The sequence below is a fragment of the Gelidibacter japonicus genome (assembly GCF_010725055.1).
In the GTDB taxonomy this organism is placed as follows: Bacteria; Bacteroidota; Bacteroidia; order Flavobacteriales; family Flavobacteriaceae; genus Gelidibacter; species Gelidibacter japonicus.
Window position 1 is genome coordinate 49,620 of sequence record NZ_BJKB01000014.1, and the last position, 22,499, is coordinate 72,118.

The window sequence follows — 22,499 nt, forward strand, 5'->3', positions numbered from 1 at the left end:
ATAGAATGTTTGAGATTATATTCATAAAATTTAGTAGTAAAGATATATAGTAATTGCCTTAATACAGCGTTTCACATCAGACTTGAAGTTATTATAAACCTAAATAAATAGCATTCCAATGACCAAACTCCAACCAAATTTTGACTATCAGGAATCCATTATTTATGTACTAAATTGAAAATCAAAACCTATAATTCACTATATTTAGTGTATGATCACCATCACTGACATACCACCTTCTGAAGTTCAAGACAATCTAAATATGTTAAAAGCAGATTTGGACTCTAAGATTCCTTCTAAAAGATTAGATAAAAATCTCCTTATTGCCACCTGGAATATTCGTGCCTTCGGAAATTTAACGCGCAAATGGGATTCTGATAATGAGGATTCTCCAAAACGTGATTTGCATTCTGTTTTGTGCATTGCTGAAATCATCAGTCGTTTTGATGTTATTGCCATTCAGGAAGTCAAAGACAATATAAGAGCGCTCCGAGACACTTTAAAAGTATTGGGTAAAAACTGGTCCTTTATCCTCACCGATGTCAATAAGGGCAAAGTGGGCAATGGTGAACGCATGGCCTATTTATTTGATACCCGAAGAGTACATTTATCAGGATTGGCAGGAGAATTGGTGGTTCCCGAAGAATGGGAAGAAAATATCGGAGAGCACGCCCTATCCAAACAATTTGTCAGATCACCTTATGCCGTAAGTTTTCAATCCAACAAACACACCTTTATACTAGTGACGTTACATATTCTTTATGGGAATAGTCCACAAAGCCGAATTGAGGAACTTAGAGGCATTGCCAAATGGCTCTATAGTTGGGCTGACAGTATCAATGCCTACCATCAGGATTTTATAGCCTTGGGCGATTTTAATATAGATGAACGAGGTGATCTATTAGAAGAGACTTTTCTTTCCGAAGGCTTGTACATTCCTCCACAGCTCCAGAACGAGGATATCACCCGGTCAATTTTTAATGCCACCAAATACTACGATCAGATTGCTTGGTTCAACAGTCAGGGAAATGGACCAAAATTGTCCATGGAATTTATAAATGGCGGCAATTATGACTTTGTCCCTTATGCCCTGGCCAATCGAAATTTAACCAAACAAAGCCTGTCTTGGCTGATTTCCGACCATTATCCGTTGTGGGCCGAATTTAAGGTGTAACCATTTGCTCATAAATTCTCCTCTACGGAAACCTTGGATTAGAACAGTCTTGCTGTTTTAGGTCGTTATCTATTTTATAAGGGCGTTACCAAACTCTCAAACCATGTTTTCACTTCGCCGTTTAAATGGGGTCCGAGTTTTTCACTGACCATGCGATGATAGTTATTGATCCAGTCAATCTCCTCTTGAGAAAGCATGTCTTTAACGATGATACTTTTAAAGAAAGGACATAAGGTTAACGTCTCAAATTCGTAAAAGGTATTCCATTCGGTGGTCATCCAGGTTTTGATCAAAATGAGATTCTCATGACGGATGCCATATTTCCCTTCCAAATAATAACCAGGTTCATTGGACATCACCATGCCAGCCTCCAATTCCACCGGATTCAATTCCTTACGAATACTTTGTGGCCCTTCATGGACATTCAAAAAACTGCCCACGCCATGACCGGTACCATGATTAAAATCTTTCCCCTCCTTCCACAATGGCATTCGCGCCAACGCATCAAGATGTACGCCTTTGGTTCCTTTAGGAAACCTTGCCAAAGTTAACTGAATCAGACCTTGAAGCGCCGTAGTGGCATCTTTCTTAAATTCATCAGATACTGTTCCCAACGCAAACGTACGGGTAATATCTGTGGTGCCTTCCAAATACTGACCTCCAGAATCAATCAAAATACTACCGTCATTCGTGACTTTGGCGCTTCCTTCCGATTTCGCCGAATAATGCATAATGGCGCCATTGTCTTTATATCCGACAATACTGCCAAAGCTATTGCCAATAAAATTCTTTTGCTCAGCACGAAACCCATATAGCTTTTTACCAATACTATATTCGTCGAGATCCTCTTTACCTACTGTGTGGATCAGCCAATGGAGAAATTTCACCATCGCCACACCATCACGTACCATGACCGTTTCAAAACCTTTTTGTTCTGTTTCGTTTTTGATCGCCTTCATTAAGTTTCCAGGGACTGGTTTTTCAATGATGGTGTTATCAGTTTTTACTGCCTCAAAAATAGATTGGTTACTATTGGGAGCAATTAAAATTGAAGTGTTTTTTAAATTAGATAGGTGATCGAAAAACGCATCATAAGGTTTTAACGTCACATTCGACTTTTTCATAAGTTGGATTGCGTCATCATCCAATTTATCTACATCGACAAAGAGATAACACGTCTCAAGCGTCAATAATACATAAGCCATAAAGACAGGATTACACTCTACATCACTTCCGCGCAGATTAAGTGTCCACGCCACATCATCCAAGCTTGAAATAACATGTGCCGTTGCACCTTCTGCCTTCATTTTCTCACGAATAGCCGCAATTTTATCGGTTACCGATTGTCCTGCGTATGCCATGGGATGCTCAAAAACACGATTCTTACTTGGTACAGGCCGCCTCGTCCATACAGTATTCAACAAAGGCAAATCTTTAAGATGGCGTTTGTGCTTGGTCAATTTCGTGTTCAAATCCACCCAATTCGCGTGAGAAGTTGCCAGGCCGTTTACGGCTATGGTTGCGCCTTCTGGAGTTTCAGAGATGATCCAATCGATATAATTAGGAGTGCCTGCAATGCCATCCTTAAACAAATCAATCCCCGATCCTTTTAATTCTTTGGGAGCTTGGGTAAAATAACGTCCGTCCGTCCAAAGACCTGCTTTATCTGAGGTAACGACCACAAATCCGGCCGAACCGGTAAATCCGGTAAGCCAAGTGCGTTCCTGCCACTCGGCCGGAAGATATTCGCCCATATGTGGATCTGCGGAAAACACAATAAAGACATCAATATCGTTCTTCTTCATTTCAGTTCTCAATAAGGCTACTTTTTCTTTGGCGGTCATGGCTATAAAATTTTTGTAGGCCAAAGTTAGGGAAACTATGGCAAATCTGAAATATTGAAGGCCATTATAAACCTATTCCATCTGCTAAATAACAGATGAAAATCATGGCACAGTTTCAATTTATGGATTGAATTCTATTATCTCAGATACAATAGTGGTTAGGGTTTTGTGTATTTCGTTTATATTTAACGTCGAATCAGGAAAACTTTGAGTTAAAAAGCTTCAAAATTCCAAATCATTTCAATTCCTTTTGACTTGAGTATCTGCAGCTGTTAGTTGTAATCTATACTTTATTATCTTCTCACCTTCCCTAACATCAATTGGTCAGATTTGAAACAAGCTAAAAATTATAAGACTCTTCATTTCACTAGAAATTGAGGCAAATCTTTCACCTTTTCACAACAGATCTGTTCCATAACTTGTTGGAATTCTCTTTTCATCAAAGAAATGGTATGGTTGCCACCTTCTTTTCCTAGGGCGCCAACGCCATACATAAAACTGCGGCCCATAAACGTAAACTCGGCGCCACTTGCCATGGCCCTTGCGATATCCGGTCCCCCACGTAAACCAGAGTCAACCATGATTTTTATCTGACCTCTGAACTTTTCGGCTAAATGTGCCATCGGGACAATCGATGATTGACCAGCATCCAGTTGACGTCCGCCGTGATTGGAAACGATTAATCCATCCACACCAAGGCCAATTGCTTTCTCTGCATCTTCCTCACTCACAACGCCTTTAATCACCAATTTGCCTTTCCATTGCTCTCTTATCGATGCGATGCGATCGGTATTTAAACGTCCAGAAAAAGTGATGTCCATCAACTCTCCCAACTTCGCTAAATCCAATCCTTTTGGCATGTACGGCTCCATAGTTTTAAAAGCTGGTTTCCCATGAATTAAGGTTTGAATGGCCCAATCGGGTTTCGTAAATATCTCAAGAATATTTTTCATGCTCATTTTAGGCGGCATGGCCAATCCGTTTCGAATATCACGCGGGCGGAATCCAAAAGTGGGCACATCGGCTAAGATCACTAACACATTGGTACCGGCGTTGGCAGCCCTATCTAATATATCCCGTTTAATTTTTTCATCCGTTGGATGATAGAGTTGAAACCATGATTTCCCTTCTGTTAACTCCGCAATCCGTTCAATGCTTGATGTGGTAACGGTGCTCAGAATGAAAGGGATATTATGGGCAAATGCAGCCTTTGCCAAAATCTCTGGGGAATTAGGCCACATCAGGCCCTGAAGTCCGACGGGTGCAATCCCAAAAGGCGCATCGTAAATGTGCCCAAACAATTCGGTTCTAGTATCCGACTTATCAAACTTGGATAAGTATTGTGGCATCAATTCCACTTTCTGAAGATCGGTGCGGTTTTTATCCAAGTTAATATCCTCATTACAACCGCCATCCAAATACTCAAAAGCAAACTTTGGCATTTTTACCATGGCTCTGTTCCGTAAATCGGTTACAGAGGGATATTTCGGGTTTATTGTTATTTCCATGTGATTAGGCTTTTAATTGGTATATCTGATCCATCAACAACCACTTTTCACCGTCTTTTGCCGTTGGCAGTGCTTGTTGGTATTTCCACATGAGGGTTTCCCATTCTTGAACTTTAGGGTTGTTGGCATCCATTTCATCCTTCTTTTCAAAAGAAAAGGAATCGTTAACCTCCATAATCATAAACAGTCGATTTTATGACCAAATAAATTTCCAAGTTGACAATGCCACTATCAGTGATACTTTTAACAATTTCTGGCCATACGTTCTTATGATGTTTTTTATAGGCCGAAATAAGTTCCACATCATTTATCAAATCGAGCGCAAAACAGTGTCTATGTGTTTTCATTCTTCATGGTTTTATATCCGAAAAGTGCTACCACTGCCAAGCAGATCAACGGTAGGATAAAAGAGAAATTCACTTCAGGAATGTACCCCAGGATTTTTGCGTCGGCAAAACCTGGTCCGCCAATATCTAAAATACTACCTTGTAAAACCGGCAATAAAGCACCACCAACAATGGCCATCACCAATCCGGCAGAACCAATTTTAGCTTCATCTCCCATATTATTTAAAGCAATCCCATAAATAGTTGGGAACATAATACTCATAAAAAGCGAGATCACTACCAGGCTGTACAAGCCTAAATGTCCACCAACAAAAACCGTGATTAGAGTGGTCATTACACCACCAATTCCAAAAATAAACAATAATTTGGAAGGGCCAATCCGTTTCATCGAGAGTGTTCCCAGCCATCTTCCGGTAAGAAACAGCAGCATTGCCGCTACATTATACCAAGTTGCTGTGAGTTGTTCGTTATCTGGTAAAGAGGCATTCAAATTATCTACATATTGAAAAATGAAGGTCCAGCACATGATTTGGGCTCCTACGTAGAACATTTGGGCCACTACACCCGTGACATAAGTTTTGTTCTTAACCAGGATTTTAAAGGTATTAGAAAGTGCAATTTTTGAATGCGCTTCCACCTTCGGGAATTTCACCATCATGATGGCCATCATGATAATCAAAACCAAAATACCCAAAGCAATATACGGTATACTGATGACGCTCAAATCGTTTTCACGAATAGCAGACTTTTCTATAGTAGACAGTGCTTGATATGTTTCCTCTGTAAAGTCAACTGAACGTAAGGCATCAATGATAAATACCTGTGCAATGATCATTCCCGTTAAAGAACCTATCGGATTAAATGCCTGTGCTAAATTGAGACGTTGGGTTGCGGTTTCTTTGGGACCCAATGCCAGAATCAACGGATTTGATGTGGTTTCTAAAAATGCCAATCCGCAGGTCATGACCCAAAGAGAAATTAGGAAGTAATTAAAAGTCTCAAACTTCGCGGCCGGAAAAAATAAAAACGCACCAATGGCATACAACGATAATCCCACAAGGATTCCAGATTTATAACTGTATTTTCTGATAAACAATGCTGCCGGCAAAGCCATAAAGAAGTAGCCGAAATAAAAAGCAAACTGCACCAACGAGGCTTGCGTATTTGAAAGCTCTGGCATGACTTTTTTAAATGCAGAAACCATCGGGTTAGTAAGATCATTCGCAATTCCCCACAGTGCAAATAAGGAAGTAATCAATATAAAAGGCAATAATATGTTTCGAGAAACGAGTGGTTGTTTTATGGCGTTTTTCATCATTATAAAGAGCGGTCTAAATGGGTGTAACCTCCATCAACAAACAAGAGTTGTCCGGTGGTATGGCTTGAGACTTCAGATAACAAAAATGCAACGGTATTTGCAATTTCGATATCAGTCGTCATTCGGTTTCCTAAAGGAATATGTTTGGTAATACTTGCTAATTTTTCTTCCGGATTTGGGAAGGTATCTAACCATTTCTTATATAATGGTGTGTAACATTCGGCCACAATTACGGCATTTACTCGAATACTGTAGGGCAATAATTCCACAGCCCACTCTCGGGTCAATGCATTTCTGGCACCATTCGCAGCAGCATAACCTGAAGTGCCCCCTTGACCAGTCACCGAAGTTTTTGATCCAATATTGACGATAGCGCCTTTAGTCTTCTTGAGCTCGGGCAAGGCATGATGTGCCATCGCGTAATAATGGGCGACATTGCGTTGAATGGACCTCATAAAATCGTCATAATTTCCATGTTCAAGACCCACATTATCGTTAACACCTGCATTATTGACCAAACCATCAATACGACCAAATTCCTTGATCACACTATCCATTGCATTTTTACAGGCAACCTGATCGGTTAATTCTGCCAATGCGTAAAATGCCTGTCCGCCGTTGTCTTTTATGGTGTTCACCGCCTTTATAACATCCTGCTCATTTCGACCTATAATTACAGGAATGGCACCCTCTTGGACCAATACTTTGCAAATGCCATTACCAATACCTTTTGAGCCGCCGGTCACAACAATCACTTTATCTTTTAGTTTTAAATCCATACGTTTAATCTTCTAAATGGTACCAGGTTTTGGCATTCAAGCCCATAATTTGCTGTTGTTCGGTTTCTGAAAATTTCGAAATATAAGCTTCAACAAGAGTGATTATTTCGGCATAAGTCCCCGCCAATAAACTTACGGGCCAGTCGCTGCCAAAAAGTGTCCTTTTGGTCCCGAAGGCATTAAAAATCACCTCAAGATAAGGTTGCATACTTGTTTTGTCCCAAGTGTTCCAATCTGCTTCTGTTGTTAATCCTGAAACCTTACAGGCCACATTTTCAAAACCTGCCAGTGTTTCCATCTGGCTTTTCCACGGCTCTATTTTCCCGACTTTGATATAAGGTTTTGCACCATGGTCCAGTATGAATTTTTGCTTCGGAAATGTTTTGACGAATTCAATGGCTTCTTCCAATTGATGCGGAAAAATAAGGATATCATAAGTCAGATTGTATTTTTCCAAAGCTGCTATGCCCCGTTTAAAATCCTTGCGAAGCAAAAAGCCATCAGGTTCTGCCTGAACAATGTGTCGCAGGCCCTTTAGTTTTTTATATTGTGAAAAATGTTCTAAACGATCATCGATAGTGTCACTACATAAATCCAACCAGCCCACAACTCCTTTAATAAAAGGATGTTGATCGGCCAACTCCAAAATGAACTTGGTTTCCTTTTCTGAAGTGTCCGCTTGCACGGCGATACAACCATCCAATTGATGCTGTTGCAATAATGGCTGCAAATCCCCAGGCAAGAAATCACGTTGGATTACGGACATATCGTTCGTAATCCATGCGTCTCTTTGCGGATCAAATCTCCAAAAATGTTGATGTGTATCTATCCGCATTTATTTGTAGGCTACTGCTGTTTGTTCCTGTACCCCTAAACCTTCAATTCCTAAGCGCATGACGTCTCCAGGCTTTAAATATCGTGGCGGGTTAAAACCTAATCCCACGCCAAAAGGGGTTCCCGTTGAAATGACATCGCCTGGCAATAAAGTCATAAATTGGCTGATGTACGACACACAATGTTGGATATTGAAAATAAAATCGGAGGTTGATGAATCCTGCAAACGCTCACCATTGACCTCCAACCAGAGGTGTAGATTGTTTCCATCTTTTACTTCATCCTTTGTGGCCATAAATGGTCCTAAGGGTGCGAACGTGTCACAACCTTTTCCTTTACACCATTGGCCTTCTTTCTCAATTTGAAAAGCACGTTCAGACACATCATTATGCAAGACATAACCTGCGATATGATCATCTGCTTCTTCTACAGATATGTAGGAAGCTTTCTTACCAATAACAATGGCCAATTCCACTTCCCAATCGGTTTTCACACTGTTCTTCGGAATGATGACATTATCATTCGGACCCACGATAGCCGTAGTTGATTTGAAGAACAACACTGGTTCGGATGGTACTTTAGCTCCCGTTTCAGCGGCGTGTTGGGCATAATTTAACCCGACACAAACCAATTTGGAAGGCCTGCCTATTGGTGATCCCAATCGCACAGCATCATCAACGGTTGGACAATTGGCTTGGTTGGTTTTCAACCAGTCCTTTAAACGCTCCAAGCCATTGGACTCGAAGAATTTTTCGTCGAAATCCTCGCCAAAGGCGCTGACGTCTATACGTTTGTTTTCTAATTGAAGTCCTGGTTTTTCTTGGCCTTCCGACCCAAATCTTATGAGTTTCATTTTAAACTATTATTTATTTTTTATTATTTTATTTTATTGGTGCAATCACTATCGGGAAGGATGGAAATTACCCATTCAACTTAATAAAACCACCATCAATAGGGAAATCAGTTCCTGTTATGAACGACGCTTCATCACTACACAAATACAGTGCTAAATTCGCAATTTCTTCAGGCTTCCCCATGCGTCCGATAGGCTGTGTTTTTGAGAGATTCTCAAACATTTCCGCTTGATTGTCAGGATAATTCTTGGCTATAAATCCATCTACAAACGGTGTGTGCACACGCGCTGGCGATATGCAATTGCATCGGATGCCTTCCGCAACATAATCTTTTGCCACCGAATAGGTCATGGTCAACACTGCGCCTTTCGTCATGGAATACGCAAATCGATCAGAAATCCCGACTGAAGAGGCAATGGACGCCATATTGACGATCACTCCTTTTTTATGCTTCTTAAAATATGGGATGGCGGCTCTCATGCCGTTATAAACCCCTTTGATGTTCACGTTGTACAAACGATCTAAGTCATCAGAATTGGTGTTTTCAATATTTCCAACATGGGCAATACCAGCGTTATTCACCAAAATATCGATGGCATTGTTTTTAGCAATCTCGCTAAAAATGCTCTCCATTTGTTCTTGATTGGCCACATCACATTTGTAAAAACTTGCGGTTCCCTGCTCAGTTTCTATTTCTGAAACAGTCGACGCACCATTATCTGCATTAAAATCCAAAACACAAACATGGGCGCCCTGTTTTGCAAATGTAGTGGCAATGGCCTTTCCTATCCCGCTTCCGCCACCGGTGATGATGGCTGTTTTTCCCTTTAAACTGAATACCATAATTATGCTTTTTGTAATTTTTTAGTCCAAACTTCTCCGTTTGGAAAACTATAGGTTTCTAATGATTCTGGTTTCATGGTGATGCTATATCCCGGAAGTTGTGGTGGCATATAAGCACCATTATTGATCACTACGGGGTCAAAGAAATGTTCATGTAAATGATCGACATATTCAATAATTCGATCTTCCATAGTGGCACTGATACAAATATAATCGATCATGGATAAATGCTGTACATATTCGCACAGACCAACACCTCCAGCATGCGGACATACAGGAACTTTATATTTTGCAGCCATCAATAAAATGGCTAAAATCTCATTGACACCACCAACACGGCAGCTATCAATCTGACATATTTGCAAAGCGTCGGCCATAATCAATTGTTTGAACATGACACGGTTTTGGCAATGTTCTCCCGTGGCAACTTTTATAGGTGCGACGGCCCTTGCAATTTTGGCGTGGCCTAAAATATCGTCTGGACTAGTAGGCTCTTCAATCCAATACGGATTAAATTTCTTTAACGAGGCCATGTTTTCTATCGCCTCATCCACATCCCATTTTTGATTGGCATCCATCATCAATTGCAGATCGTCTCCAATTTCCTCTCGTATAATTTGTGCCCTGCGCATATCATCCTGCAAATCAGATCCGACTTTAATTTTCATGTGTTTAAAACCTTCCGCTTTTGCTTCCTGGCATAATCTACGCATTTTATCATCGCTATAACCCAACCAACCTGCAGAGGTTGTATAGGCAGGATAGCCATCTTTTAGTAAAATATCAATCCGTTCTTGCTTGGTGGCCTCATTACTTTTAAGAAGTTCGAGCGCTTCCTCTGGGGTAATAGCGTCTGTGATATAAGTAAAGTCAACACATCTCACAAATTCTTCCGGAGACATGTCGGCAATCAATTTCCAAAGTGGCTTGCCTTCAACCTTCGCATATAAATCCCAAACGGCATTCACAACGGCGCCCGTGGCTAAGTGGATGACTCCTTTTTCAGGACCCAACCAACGCAATTGGCTATCGCCAGTGATCATCTTCCAGAAATCACCCATGTTTTGAGTGAATGATTCCAAGGTTTTACCAATGATCAAATGTGAAAGCGACTCAATGGCTGCGACACACAATTCGTTGCCGCGACCAATGGTAAACGTTAAGCCATGGCCTTCAAATTCTGGGTGGTTGGTTTTTAAAATGACATAGGCTGCGGAATAATCCGGATCTGGATTCATGGCATCAGAACCGTCCAAATCATCACTTGTGGGAAAACGAACGTCTTTGGTCAGGACTTCGGTTATGGTAATTGGTTTTTTCATTTGTTGATACGTATTGTTTTAGGTCGTCGGCTGCAATTGGGGTCGATTTGAATCTCTCCTACCCAATCCATGAAACCTCCTTGATAATCTTCCAAAGCTATACTATGAATTTTATTAAATCCACTAATAATTACACCACAACTAATACTATTTTTGCATTAGAGTACATTATATCGACTCTTTTGTATATTTACTATGCTTTCTCAAATAGGCCGATGGTGACATATTCTTGATCATTTTAAACTGCCGGTTGAAATTTGAAAGATTGTTAAATCCAGATTCGTCTGCAATTGCTGCAACATTCAATTCATTCTCAATAAGTAGTTTACATGCATAACCGATTCTAATTTCATTGACATATTTTGAAAATGTTTTCCGATGCACACGTTTAAACGAACGGCTGAATGCCGATGGATTCATTTTCACAATATCAGCGACTGTATTGAGATCAATATCCTTGTTAAAGTTATTAAAAATAAATGCAATGACTTTATTCGATAGGTCTGATTCCTCCAGTCTTAAAGAGGCCACATAGCCCGAACTGGCCAAGAGATTGAAGTCATCGTGCAAAGCCAATTGATGGAGAATGCCAATAAACTGATGTGTTTTATTAAAATCGGTTTCGTCATTTAACTTTACAATGGTCTGCAGTAAATCTCCTGGCAGATTCCTAAACTGAATCCCTTGCTCCGCTTTTTTAAAAAGGGCAACAATAGGTTTTATTTCAGGTAATTGTAAAAATGTGCTTCCCAAAAAATCCTCTTTGAAATGAATAGCCACAGCCTCCGCCCTTAAGTTTTTATCTTCCTGAAAATATTTTGGGTCATTCAACCACATATGCGGCAAATTTTTACCAATAAGCACGACATCTTTGGGCTGAAATTTCTTAATGCTATCGCCAATAAAACGCGTGCCCTTACTTTTAAGAACAACCACCAATTCCAATTCGGGATGGTAGTGCCAAATTTTAAGAAAATTGGCGTAACTATTTTTTCTTACAGATATCGCAGATGCAGTATGGCTACGGTCTAATAAATATAATTTCATCACTATGAAAATAGCATTTTTTAGCTAATTTGAAACGCTTTGTGCAATAAAAGTATTACTTGAGAATCATAGGGATATTTTGAAATGCTAAAAACAAGCGCCTATATTATGGAATTGCTCTTAGTAACCATTTAAAAAGCAATCGACCAAGGTCTACCAAAACTAAAATGATACGTCAACTAAGTCCAATTTTAAATTTTTGCCGGAATGGACAAATCATAGATTTTTAGGAAACTCACAGTTTCCATTCGAATATTCCAATATTTTATTCGATGCCCATTGCCCAATCGTCGCCTCTTGGATCTGCTGCGCCTTCCAACGAACCATCAGGTCTTACCAAGATGGCATCCACCCGTCCAATTGAACTTCGCTCTTTTATGACATGGCCCATAGCCTCCAGCTCAGCACGTACGGCGTCATCAAAAGCACCTTTTTCAATAGAGATCCAATCAGGTTTCCACTGATGATGCACTCTTTTTTCTGAAACTGCCTCGCTCATGGTCATGCCATGATCAATAACATTAAGTATGGTTTGATAAACAGAGGTGATGATGGTTGAGCCTCCTGGCGTTCCAACAACCATAAACAACTGCCCATCCTTTTCAATAATTGTTGGCGTCATGGCGCTCAGCATTCGTTTTTCAGGTTGAATTGAATTGGCCGCACCTCCCAATAATCCGTAGACATTAGGCACGCCTGGTTTGGCACTGAAATCATCCATTTCATTGTTCATTAAGAACCCCGCACCTTCCACAAAAACTTTTGACCCATAAGCCGAATTGATGGTGGTAGTCAATGAAATGGCATTCCCCATATTATCGACGATTGAATAATGGGTAGTCTCCTCACCTTCGACAATATTATCAAGCTCCATAGCACGGACCTCCCCACTATCGGTGGCTTTTGAAGGATCTATTTGCGCGACCCTTTCAGCAATATAATCATCATCAAGGAGTGCTTTAACAGGTACATCCCAAAAATCAGAATCGCCTAAATGCTCGGCTCTATCGGCATAAACACGGCGTTCCATTTCAGTCATCAAATGAACTGTTTTTGCTGTCTTTGAGCCATACTCAGACAATGGAAAATGTTCCGACAATTTCAGAAGTTGTACCAGTGCAATACCCCCGCTGCTTGATGGCGCCATACTGTAGACCTTATAGCCTCTAAAGTTTCCTGTGATAGGCGTTCGCCATGCAGAATTGTAGTTTTCAAGATCTTCTAAGGTAATGATGCCATTTCCGGCGTTCATTTCTGCAACAATAAGTTCTGCGGTTTTACCTTGGTAGAACCCAGATCTTCCGTTTTGCTTGATCCGCTCTAAGGTTTCGGCCAAGTCCTTTTGCACCAATAAATCACCTTCCTCCCATTGGCCTTCCTTAATTAAAGTAACTTTTTTTGGGTTGCGGTTATTCTTTATAAAATCGTCTTTAAAATAATTGTAGTTACGAGCCTGTTTGGAAGTAATACGAAACCCTTTCTTTGCCAACTTAATGGACGGTTCAATTAAAGTGGCAAGTGGTAAAGAGCCGAATTTTTCATGAGCTTTGAGCATGCCATCAACTGAACCGGGAACACCGGAAGCCTTTTGCCCGTATAAACTCTCTCCTGGGATCACGTCTCCATTCTCATCCAAATACATGTCTTCATAGGCATTGCCTGGAGCCTTCTCCCTAAAATCCAAAGAGAACAGTTCACCATCGTTTTTTCTATACATCATAAAACCGCCGCCGCCAAGATTCCCGGCAGAAGGATAGACAACAGCTAAGGCAAAATGTACGCCCACCATAGCGTCAACCGCATTTCCACCCTGTTTAAGGATGTCCATGCCAACTTTGGTAGCCTCAGGATGCGCGGTTACCACCATACCGTTATTGGCGACAGCTGTTTTACCAGAGGTTGGAGAAGTTTCAAACTCCGTCTTGCTTCCACCACAGGTTAGGAAAAGCACGGAAATGAGTGTTAAACTCAATAATTTTAAATGATGTTTCATAATATCTTAATGTTATTTTTTAATTGGAAGTTTAAGGCAACTTGTTCTTATTTACTGAATTCTTTCGGATTGATCCAAATACCGAGTTTTAGCATTGGATTTGTTGAAAGTCTCGATCAGCTCATAAGTTTCAGGGATTGATTTTTTAAATCGATCTAAGGTTTCTTCTGAAATATTACTTTTACTGAATGGGACCATTTTTACATATTCCTGAATATCGTTCTCCGTTCTTCCGTATTTGTAGTCGTATGGAAAACGACCGTTATCATCGATCTTCACCTTTGGATTTGCAGAATTTGGTACACTAATAAAGAATTCACTATCCATTATATCCCCAGAAGGGTTAAAAAGATTCTTTTCTTTCATATAGACATATAACTCTTCGGCAACATTTACGGCAGGATCCACAATAGCAATATCCTCAGTCATAAAGTCGCGATAAACGTATTTTCCATCCTTCTTATAATTATATAATTCGGCCAAAACCTCATTGATCTCCTCCGTCAAATAAGGATAGTGCGTACATCCTAAAACAATGGCTTTTAGGGGTTGCGAATTTTCTGAAGTTCTAATTTTCTCCAATAAACTCACGACGTGATACCGCACATAGTTTTCAGAATCGTTAATTTGAAGAATTTGGCAATCGTCAGTATCTTGATTATCACAAAGCATTTTCCCATGGTCAAAATCAAAATTATAAATATCCATAAGGGTTTTATCAATGGTGAAGTTTGGATCATCTAATGAAGGTCCGCGATAATCATCGCGAGGTTCTTTAAAATCCTTGTTCACAAAATCAGGTTCTTCGTCCACTGCCTCAGCAATTCCATGGCCTCCCTGGTTGAAGATTTGGATATTTCCGGTATATCCCAACTCATCCTTCACTTTTAAAAGTGTGTTCTCATAGCCTTTTGACTGAATTGTCCCAACCGTAGCCATGACGCCAATCGAACCGTTTTCATCCTTTTCAAAGGTAGATAATGTACCACGGGCTCCAGCATCTATAACACCAATCACCTTTAACTCAATCCCAGTTTTATCAATAAATGCCTTGATAAATTCACTTCCATAAGCGGTTGCTGTATTACAGGCAATCACAATCGATTTTACCGGTTGTTTATCTTTCTGATATTGGGTATCACTAGCCGCACGATAATACTTATTTGATAGCAAAAATTGCATGTCCTTAAGAATATGCTCTACCAGTAAATCTGTTTTATCCTCACTGGAATAATTGCCGTACGGCATGTTGGCTTGGTCTGCCAAATAAATGAATTTTTCTGAGATAAAGTCAGGAAGAGCATCGCCTCCTTTTTCTTGGTTTTTATTGTTATGACCGTCAAAATTAACGAGCGCATCCAATACGGTCAGACCGCCAGTCCCTGAATCGAAAACACCGATGGGCAAGCTTTTGTCCATCTCAGGATAATTTTCAAAATTGACATGGTAAAATGAACTTTCATCATTCAAAATGGCCTTCTCGATAGCACGCTCATTTTGAATATCAATCTCATTTTTTACAATGTCCATCTTTTCAGAATTTTTACAAGAGCTTGCAAGTACCACCAATAAAGCCCACAAATACTGATTTTTCAAGTGTTTCATTATATACAATTTTTTATGTGATATGCTTAATCAATTCAGAATCGGGATTAAAATTAACAAGTGTTTCTATATATCCCAATAGAAGTTCAAAATTATTTAGTCCTTTGTCTAAAATATTGAAATTTATTTATTTATATGGAGTATCGAGGATTTATTAAAAAATAATTCAGAGGTTGGCGTCAGGAAGAATATTGGTGGGTATTACAAAGCTCTCAACCAGCCACCAATTGACTGATGTTGAGATTTTACATTTTAAAAGATCTTCAGTAAATTAAATACGATTATTCTTTTGTTCTAAAAATCAGTTTTCAGTGAACCGTCATTATACATATCGTACAAGCCTCAAAATACTCATTTTGATTTACAAATAAATTACTGGTAAATTTTAGGCTATTTTAAACTAGCTCTTTTGTCATCTTTGTTTCACCTAATTTATGGCAAATAAAAAACCTGTAAATCATAAAATTCACAGGTCGTCATAATCATTCGAAAATCAATAATTAGTATTGTAACTGACTAATTTTATGATAATTTTTGATATAGTCAAGAAAAGCTGCAAGGTTCTTTCGCATTTTTAAACCGAATTTTCTGCATTTACTTTCAACAGTAATTTCAGAAGCAAATATGTTTTCTTCTTTAGCTTTTTTTTCTATTTTAACATGTCCGTTAGGGAAATAAATCGTCAAGAAAGATCCATTTTCCTGTTGAAAAAAGTAATATTCCATTTGTAACCAATTGATAAATTGATCGTACTTTTTAGAACATGGAAAGTCCATTTCCAGATACCAATGGTGCTGGTCCACCTCCTTTAAATCAGTTTTGTATGCCATCTTACAATTTCCTTTTACACTTATGAAAAACCGTTGATCCTAAATCAATATTGGTTAAAATATCACCACTTACTCTTTAACTATACAATATTAACACGTAGGTTATCATTAATATTTATTTTAGAAAACAATGAAGTGATCATCTTTTTTCCAAATTGTTTATAATCTTGAGCTTCTAGAGTTAAGTCGTCCACTTTTTTTATGATAGTAGGAAATAATTGATCTTTAGAATTCTGTTTTAGATCCTCTAAAGAAGTTGATGTACCAATAACGATAACACCGTCAATACCTCCATTCCTCAAACTTTTCAAACATTCCAATTCGCCATTTTCAAAATTTAAATACTGTTGCACTACCAAACGGTAACCTTGGTTATAGGCCTCCATTTGAATACTGTTCAACATACTCCCGTATATCATAGAATCAATTTGCGGTACGATAACAGCAATGGTATTGCTTTTTTGTGATCGTAATGCAATAGCCGAATTGTTAGGCACAAAGTCATAACTCTCTGCCAGCTCTTTAATAATCCGTCGCGTTTTTATACTAATATCCTTTTTGTCACGTAAAGCTTTGGATACCGTAGACACAGAATAGCCACTCATTTGTGACAAAGTTTTCATGGTTACTTCCATCATATTTCATTTCTTTTAAATTAATCCATGCCAACATTTAGAAAGGGTCTATCATAGCATGGTGTGACGGACCCCATCACATTTTACATTCCTACAAGTTAAAAATGCCATCTTACAAAGGCTTCCATTGCAGCGTAGTGGGCTAAGCCCAGTTGATCATATAGATCAGCGGTTTCTTTATTTCTATCTTCAGCCCGTTGCCAAAACTCTCTTGAATCTGATCCTTGGAATACCACGCCATCCTTTTGTGATTGGTGTTTAAAAATCCCGTGACGTTTTTCCAATACCTGATCTGGACTCATTGGTACAGCCATTTCAATTTCGTCGATTCCCCATTCTTGCCATGCGCCTCTGTAGAGCCATACCCAGCAATCTTTCATAAATGGTTTCTCTTTCAATCGTCTAACGGCTTCAAATACGGCATCCAAACAGACTTTATGGGTTCCGTGGGGATCTGCCAAATCTCCTGCAGCATAAATTTGATGCGGTTTTATTTTCTCAATGAGATCCACAGTCATTTGAATATCTTCTTCTCCTAAAGGATGTTTGTCAATGGTTCCTGTTTCATAGAACGGCATTTCCATAAAATGGATCTGGTTATCGGACAGTCCAACGAAATGACTTGTCGCTCTTGCCTCTCCTTTTCTGATTAATCCTTTGATATAACGTGCCTCTGGAATGTCAATCTCACTCGGTTTTTTATTCAGAAGGGATTTCACCACCTTTTTATATATCTTTTCGGTGGCTTCGCTTTTAATCTCAAATCTCTCGTTATAATCAATCACAAAGTTTGCGAAACGCAAGGCTTCCTCATCTGCCACCGCAATGTTGCCCGACGTTTGATAAGCCACGTGGACATCGTGTCCTTGCTCATGTAACCTTTTAAAAGTACCTCCCATACTGATAATGTCATCATCAGGATGCGGGCTAAAAATCAAAACACGTTTCTTTCCTGGCACAGCACGCTCCGGTCTATGGGAATCATCTGCATTTGGCTTCCCTCCTGGCCACCCAGTAATAGTATGTTGTAATTTGTTGAAAATCTTAATATTAATATCGTAAGCCTGACCGAATTCTGCCAAGAGGTCACTCATCCCGTTCTCTATATAATCGGCATCGGTAAGCATTAAAATAGGTTTCTTGAGATGCATTGCCAGTCCTAAAACAGCTTTTCTGATAAGACGATCTGTCCAAGTCACTTTTTCAACCAACCATGGTGCACTGATACGGGTAAGCTTTGATGCCGCTTCTTTATCAAGTACAAAGGTGACGTTATTATGCTCTTGTAGAAAAGAAGCAGGCACTTGATTGGTCACCTGTCCTTCTGCTGCTGTTTTTATAATGGCTGCTTTACTCTCGCCCCAAGCCAAAAGGATGACTCGTTTGGCCTCCATAATTTTTTTTACTCCCAAGGTAATCGCAGTTCTTGGAGTATTGGACAACCCTGCAAAATCCTTACTTGCCGCAACCCTGGTAATGTGGTCCAAGGCCACTAACCTCGTTTTGGAGTTCTGTAAAGATCCCGATTCGTTGAATCCAATATGACCATTGCCACCAATCCCCAAAATTTGGAGATCAATACCACCAAGTGCTTCGATTTTCTTTTCGTAATCACTGCAATAACTGGCTATTTTATCCTTAGGAAGGGTCCCATCCGGGATATAGCAGTTTTCAGGAAGTATGTCAACATGATCAAACAACATTTTCTTCATAAAACGGACATAGCTATTTACGGCATCCGGTTCCATTGGATAATATTCATCCAAGTTGAAAGTCACGACATTTTTAAAACTCAAGCCTTTTTCCTTGTGCAGACGCACTAATTCAGCATATAATCCTTTTGGTGACGAACCTGTAGCCAACCCTAAAATACAGGGCTGTTTCTGGGATTGTTTTACCTTAATAAGATCTGCTATTTCCTTTGCAACGGCTTTAGAGGCCACTTGAGAATCCTCAAACATAACCGTATTGATATTTTCGAATCTTTTTTCGAAATCTGTTGCTTTATCGATTGTGCTTTTTAACATATCCTGACTAATTTAATTTTTTATGACTTCAGTTTTATTTTCTAATATTTGATCCATGATCCAAGCGGTATGCATTGCTGACCTACCCACAGATGGATGTAAGGTTGTACCTGACAAATGAGCCTTTATATTCTGAACATGATACCATTGCACGTGTTCAGGGTTTTTGATAGTCAGACTTTTCGTTTCCTCATCACGTTCCAAAATGATAGGGACCTCCCCAAATACTGAAAAGGTGATATTGCCCTCATTACCGTATATTTTAACGACATCTTCACGCTGGTCAGCTCCAAAATTCCAGCTCCCGAAACCAGTGACTCCCGAGTTATGTGTCCATTGTCCTTTGACCAGATCCTTCGCCGTATAGAGTCCAAGTCTATTTTCAGCCTTTCCTTTTGCTGATTTGACAGGTCCCAACAGATACACAAATAAATCCAATCCATGTGATGCCAAGTCATCAAAATAACCACCTGGAGCAATGTCGGCATCGGTGCGCCAATTGTATGACTTTGACTTATCCATATCATTGGTTGGTTTGGTAAAATGCCAATGAATATGTCTAATGGTGCCAATCTGACTTTGATCAATCCACTCCTTGATCTTTACAAAACGCGGCAATGATCTTCTATAGTAGGCTACAAACAATGGCAGTTTTCTATCTTCAAAAACTGTATTGATTCTTAAACAGGCCTCATAGCTTGGTGCCATAGGCTTTTCAATACAACATATCTTACCCGCCTCGGCCACTTTCAAAGCATAGTATTCATGCGAATCTGGTGGGGTAGCAATATAAATGGCATCAATTTCTGGGTGATTGATAAGCGCATCAGCATCATCATAAAAGAAAGAAATTTTATGCCTTTTGGCATAATCTTCGGCTTTAGCAAGGTCTCTTCGCATGACTGCAAAAAGTTCAAAACCCTCTGTTTTGTAATAAGCAGGCGCACTTTTCAGCTCGGTCACGCTTCCACAACCAATCATGCCCCATTTATATGTTTTATTCGCCTTCATTTCTAAAATTTCAACCGCCTATTTTCACTATTCCTATTTTTTCCAACTTTTAATTTTATGCCCCCAAACTGCAAAAAACAAAACGATGAGATAGCAAGGAATCAATATCCAGTAGCTACTTGTTGATGCCGTTGATAACTCACTAACATCTTGAACACCGTTAGCCATCATCTCATGTTTACCGGAATCAACCAAACGACCATATAACGGCGGAATGATGGCTCCACCCGAAATGGCCATAATCAATAATGCAGAGGCCGTTTTGGTATGTTTTCCTAGGCCATCTAGAGTCAACGGCCAAATAGCTGGCCACACCAATGCGTTTGCGATACCTAATGCTGCAACAAATAAAACCGACGTGAATCCGGAGGTTGACAAAATACAGAGACTGAAGATAATTCCTAAAACAGCACTGATAATCAAAGCTGTTTTTTGTTTAATATATTTCGGAATCAAAATCACGCCCAAAGCATAGGTCCCTACCATAGCCATTAGGGTGTAGGTTGTAAACCATTTAGCTTCATCAGCTGAGATACCAAGTGAAATACCATAGGCAATAATCGTATCACCAGCAATCACTTCGGCGCCCACATAAACAAATAGCGCTATAACGCCCAACCATAAATGTGGATATTGAAATATGGTTTTACTAGTCTTTTTCACTCCGTCAACTTCTACTACTTCCTCCTCAGCTGCTTCAACATGTGGTAAATTTGCCTTTCTAATAAAAAAAGCAAAGATGAACAAGATGGCAGCCATCACAATATAAGGCGTATGCACACTATCGGCCATCGCATCTAACAATACATTCTTCTCGTCGTCAGAAACAGTCCCCAGTTTTTCATTGACCTCATCAATACCTGATAATAACAAGGCCCCAAAAATCACAGATCCAAGTGCTCCAGCTACCTTGTTCGCAATTCCCATCATGGCCATCCGCTTGGCACCACTCTCGATGGGTCCCAAAATAGTAATGTAAGGATTTGCGGCAGTTTGACAGATAGTCATCCCGATTCCTTGTATAAAAATAGCGAGTAAAAACACCCAATAGGTACGTGCATCAGCTGCGGGAATGAATACCAAGGCTCCAACGGCCATAACGGCCAACCCCAAGGATATGCCGTTGCGATATCCAATCTTATTAATGACATAAGAGGCAGGCAATGCCATGACCACAAACGAGATATAGGATGCCGTAGCCACAAAATAAGATTGCGCTTCAGTGAGTTCGTTAAGCGTCTTCATGAACGGAATGAGCGCCCCATTGATCCAGGTTACAAATCCAAAAATAGCGAAGAGCCCACCAATTATTAGTATAGGGACGAGGTTGTTTTTTTGTGTAGTATTCATAAAGACAAGTTATCAGTTAGCGACTTATTGGTTATTGTTAATTGGTTGTTATAACATGTATTGAATTCTTTCAAAATTTATGTGTTTGGAATTGATGCATACACCTTAATTTTTAAACACTTAGTTTTTCTGAGAGACTTTGTAATAATTTAAATTGATTTTTTGCGCGATCTAAATTATGGTCGTCATATTTAGTTTTGAAATAGATATCACCATTCAGATAGTCTGTCAAAAAACGCAATCCAATAATAAATATCATGGTTTTGGCTCCTAAGGGCAGATATTTTAATTCGATTGGCGTAAGAGAATCTCCCATTTCCTTCAAAAATCCTTTGGTATAGGCATTATAATAATCGACATTAAACTCTACGAGGTCCAGATTGGCTTCATCTTCTGCAGCGGTATTGCAAATGGTACGAATGGCATCTCCAAAATCATAATGCACAATTCCAGGCATTACGGTATCCAGATCTATCAAACAAAGACCCTTGTCACGCTTATTAAATAACACATTGGATATTTTGGTGTCATTGTGGGTAACACGCAATTTGATGTCGCCGGATTCTTTTAAATGTTGAAGAATATGCATTTCTTCTTTGGCATTTCCCACAAGTTCTATCTGAGCCTTTGCTTTTTCAAGTCGCTCTTGGGATGCTTTTCGTTTGGCTTCTTCAAATTCCCAATATCTGAAAGACATGTCATGGAATTTCGGGATGACCTCAGTTAATTTAGATGCATCAAAATCGTTAGTCAAAGTCAAAAACTGACCCAACAATCGGCCACCTTCATGAGCAATGGTTTCACTAGTGACACTTAAATGAGTGACACTTTTATCAATAAAATGCATGAGGTTCCAATAATTGCCTTCGTCACCCCTATAGTAAGAGTCTCCTGATTTTGTCATATAAAACCTCAGAATGCGTCTTTTTTGTTTTTTGGGAGACAAATGGCCGAGTTTATCCTTAATATGGTTACTGATCAGCATTTTATTCTCAATAAGCCCAGGCACATCTTTAAACACCCCATGATTGATCCGTTGTAAAACAAAATGTGGCTTCTCTTTCGCCTTTATCAAATAGGTATCATTGATATGACCAGAAGCCAGTTCCTTATAGGAGTCAAATTCGGCGCCGTGCTCAAACTGTCCAAAAATATATTTTAGTTTTTCTGATATCATT

18 protein-coding genes and 1 pseudogene are annotated in these 22,499 nt (G+C 39.5%); 1 reads left to right on the forward strand and 18 read right to left on the reverse strand.

The genetic code is table 11. From position 1 onward, the window contains the following. Window positions 1-211 precede the first annotated feature (211 nt). The gene (locus G6N06_RS14035; protein WP_163517422.1) at window positions 212-1,174 is read left to right on the forward strand and encodes an endonuclease/exonuclease/phosphatase family protein; all 963 of its coding nucleotides are present in this window, start codon (window positions 212-214) and stop codon (window positions 1,172-1,174) included. A gap of 74 nt (window positions 1,175-1,248) precedes the next feature. On the opposite strand, the gene G6N06_RS14040 is transcribed toward G6N06_RS14035, so the two are convergent. From G6N06_RS14040 to G6N06_RS14125, 18 genes and pseudogenes are all read right to left on the reverse strand, one after another. Further along, the gene (locus G6N06_RS14040) at window positions 1,249-3,018 is read right to left on the reverse strand and encodes an aminopeptidase P family protein (protein ID WP_163517423.1); all 1,770 of its coding nucleotides are present in this window, start codon (window positions 3,016-3,018) and stop codon (window positions 1,249-1,251) included. 359 nt (window positions 3,019-3,377) lie between these two features. Further along, window positions 3,378-4,526 (reverse strand): alpha-hydroxy acid oxidase, encoded by a 1,149-nt coding sequence (locus tag G6N06_RS14045; RefSeq protein WP_163517424.1) that lies wholly within the window; start codon window positions 4,524-4,526, stop codon window positions 3,378-3,380. A 4-nt stretch (window positions 4,527-4,530) separates the two neighbouring features. After that, window positions 4,531-4,873: pseudogene (locus G6N06_RS14050) on the reverse strand (L-rhamnose mutarotase). After that, on the reverse strand, window positions 4,860-6,188 hold the full coding sequence (fucP, locus tag G6N06_RS14055; RefSeq protein ID WP_163517483.1) for an L-fucose:H+ symporter permease: 1,329 nt from the start codon (window positions 6,186-6,188) through the stop codon (window positions 4,860-4,862). Before fucP ends, G6N06_RS14050 begins: the two are co-directional and overlap by 14 nt. A 2-nt stretch (window positions 6,189-6,190) precedes the next feature. After that, window positions 6,191-6,970 carry an L-fucose dehydrogenase gene (locus tag G6N06_RS14060; protein ID WP_163517425.1) on the reverse strand — a complete coding sequence of 260 codons (780 nt, stop codon included), beginning with the start codon at window positions 6,968-6,970 and terminating at the stop codon, window positions 6,191-6,193. Between the two features lie 4 nt (window positions 6,971-6,974). Next, window positions 6,975-7,805 (reverse strand): amidohydrolase family protein, encoded by an 831-nt coding sequence (locus tag G6N06_RS14065; RefSeq protein WP_163517426.1) that lies wholly within the window; start codon window positions 7,803-7,805, stop codon window positions 6,975-6,977. Beyond that, window positions 7,806-8,657, reverse strand: a complete 852-nt coding sequence (locus tag G6N06_RS14070; protein WP_163517427.1) for a fumarylacetoacetate hydrolase family protein — start codon at window positions 8,655-8,657, stop codon at window positions 7,806-7,808. Window positions 8,658-8,724: 67 nt separating this feature from the next. After that, window positions 8,725-9,501, reverse strand: a complete 777-nt coding sequence (locus G6N06_RS14075; RefSeq protein ID WP_205334777.1) for an SDR family NAD(P)-dependent oxidoreductase — start codon at window positions 9,499-9,501, stop codon at window positions 8,725-8,727. A 2-nt stretch (window positions 9,502-9,503) separates the two neighbouring features. Continuing rightward, window positions 9,504-10,823, reverse strand: a complete 1,320-nt coding sequence (locus tag G6N06_RS14080; RefSeq protein ID WP_163517428.1) for an L-fuconate dehydratase — start codon at window positions 10,821-10,823, stop codon at window positions 9,504-9,506. Window positions 10,824-10,991: 168 nt separating this feature from the next. Then, entirely contained in the window at window positions 10,992-11,870 is an 879-nt protein-coding gene (locus G6N06_RS14085; RefSeq protein WP_163517429.1) for an AraC family transcriptional regulator, read from the reverse strand. Window positions 11,871-12,135: 265 nt separating this feature from the next. After that, window positions 12,136-13,863: a gamma-glutamyltransferase gene (ggt, locus tag G6N06_RS14090; RefSeq protein ID WP_163517430.1), complete on the reverse strand. Its 1,728-nt coding sequence runs from the start codon at window positions 13,861-13,863 to the stop codon at window positions 12,136-12,138. 51 nt (window positions 13,864-13,914) lie between these two features. Beyond that, on the reverse strand, window positions 13,915-15,468 hold the full coding sequence (locus G6N06_RS14095; RefSeq protein ID WP_163517431.1) for a glutamate racemase: 1,554 nt from the start codon (window positions 15,466-15,468) through the stop codon (window positions 13,915-13,917). 500 nt (window positions 15,469-15,968) lie between these two features. Next, complete coding sequence (locus G6N06_RS14100; protein ID WP_163517432.1) at window positions 15,969-16,298, reverse strand: hypothetical protein; 330 nt, start codon at window positions 16,296-16,298, stop codon at window positions 15,969-15,971. A gap of 80 nt (window positions 16,299-16,378) precedes the next feature. Further along, window positions 16,379-16,936, reverse strand: a complete 558-nt coding sequence (locus G6N06_RS14105; RefSeq protein ID WP_163517433.1) for a LacI family DNA-binding transcriptional regulator — start codon at window positions 16,934-16,936, stop codon at window positions 16,379-16,381. 95 nt (window positions 16,937-17,031) lie between these two features. Continuing rightward, window positions 17,032-18,960 (reverse strand): glucosamine-6-phosphate deaminase, encoded by a 1,929-nt coding sequence (nagB, locus tag G6N06_RS14110; RefSeq protein ID WP_163517434.1) that lies wholly within the window; start codon window positions 18,958-18,960, stop codon window positions 17,032-17,034. A 12-nt stretch (window positions 18,961-18,972) separates the two neighbouring features. Then, window positions 18,973-19,971: a Gfo/Idh/MocA family protein gene (locus tag G6N06_RS14115; RefSeq protein WP_205334778.1), complete on the reverse strand. Its 999-nt coding sequence runs from the start codon at window positions 19,969-19,971 to the stop codon at window positions 18,973-18,975. Between the two features lie 33 nt (window positions 19,972-20,004). Continuing rightward, complete coding sequence (locus tag G6N06_RS14120) at window positions 20,005-21,321, reverse strand: sugar MFS transporter (protein ID WP_163517435.1); 1,317 nt, start codon at window positions 21,319-21,321, stop codon at window positions 20,005-20,007. 112 nt (window positions 21,322-21,433) lie between these two features. Further along, on the reverse strand, window positions 21,434-22,498 hold the full coding sequence (locus tag G6N06_RS14125) for a phosphotransferase enzyme family protein (RefSeq protein ID WP_163517436.1): 1,065 nt from the start codon (window positions 22,496-22,498) through the stop codon (window positions 21,434-21,436). Between the last annotated feature and the right edge of the window lies 1 nt (window position 22,499).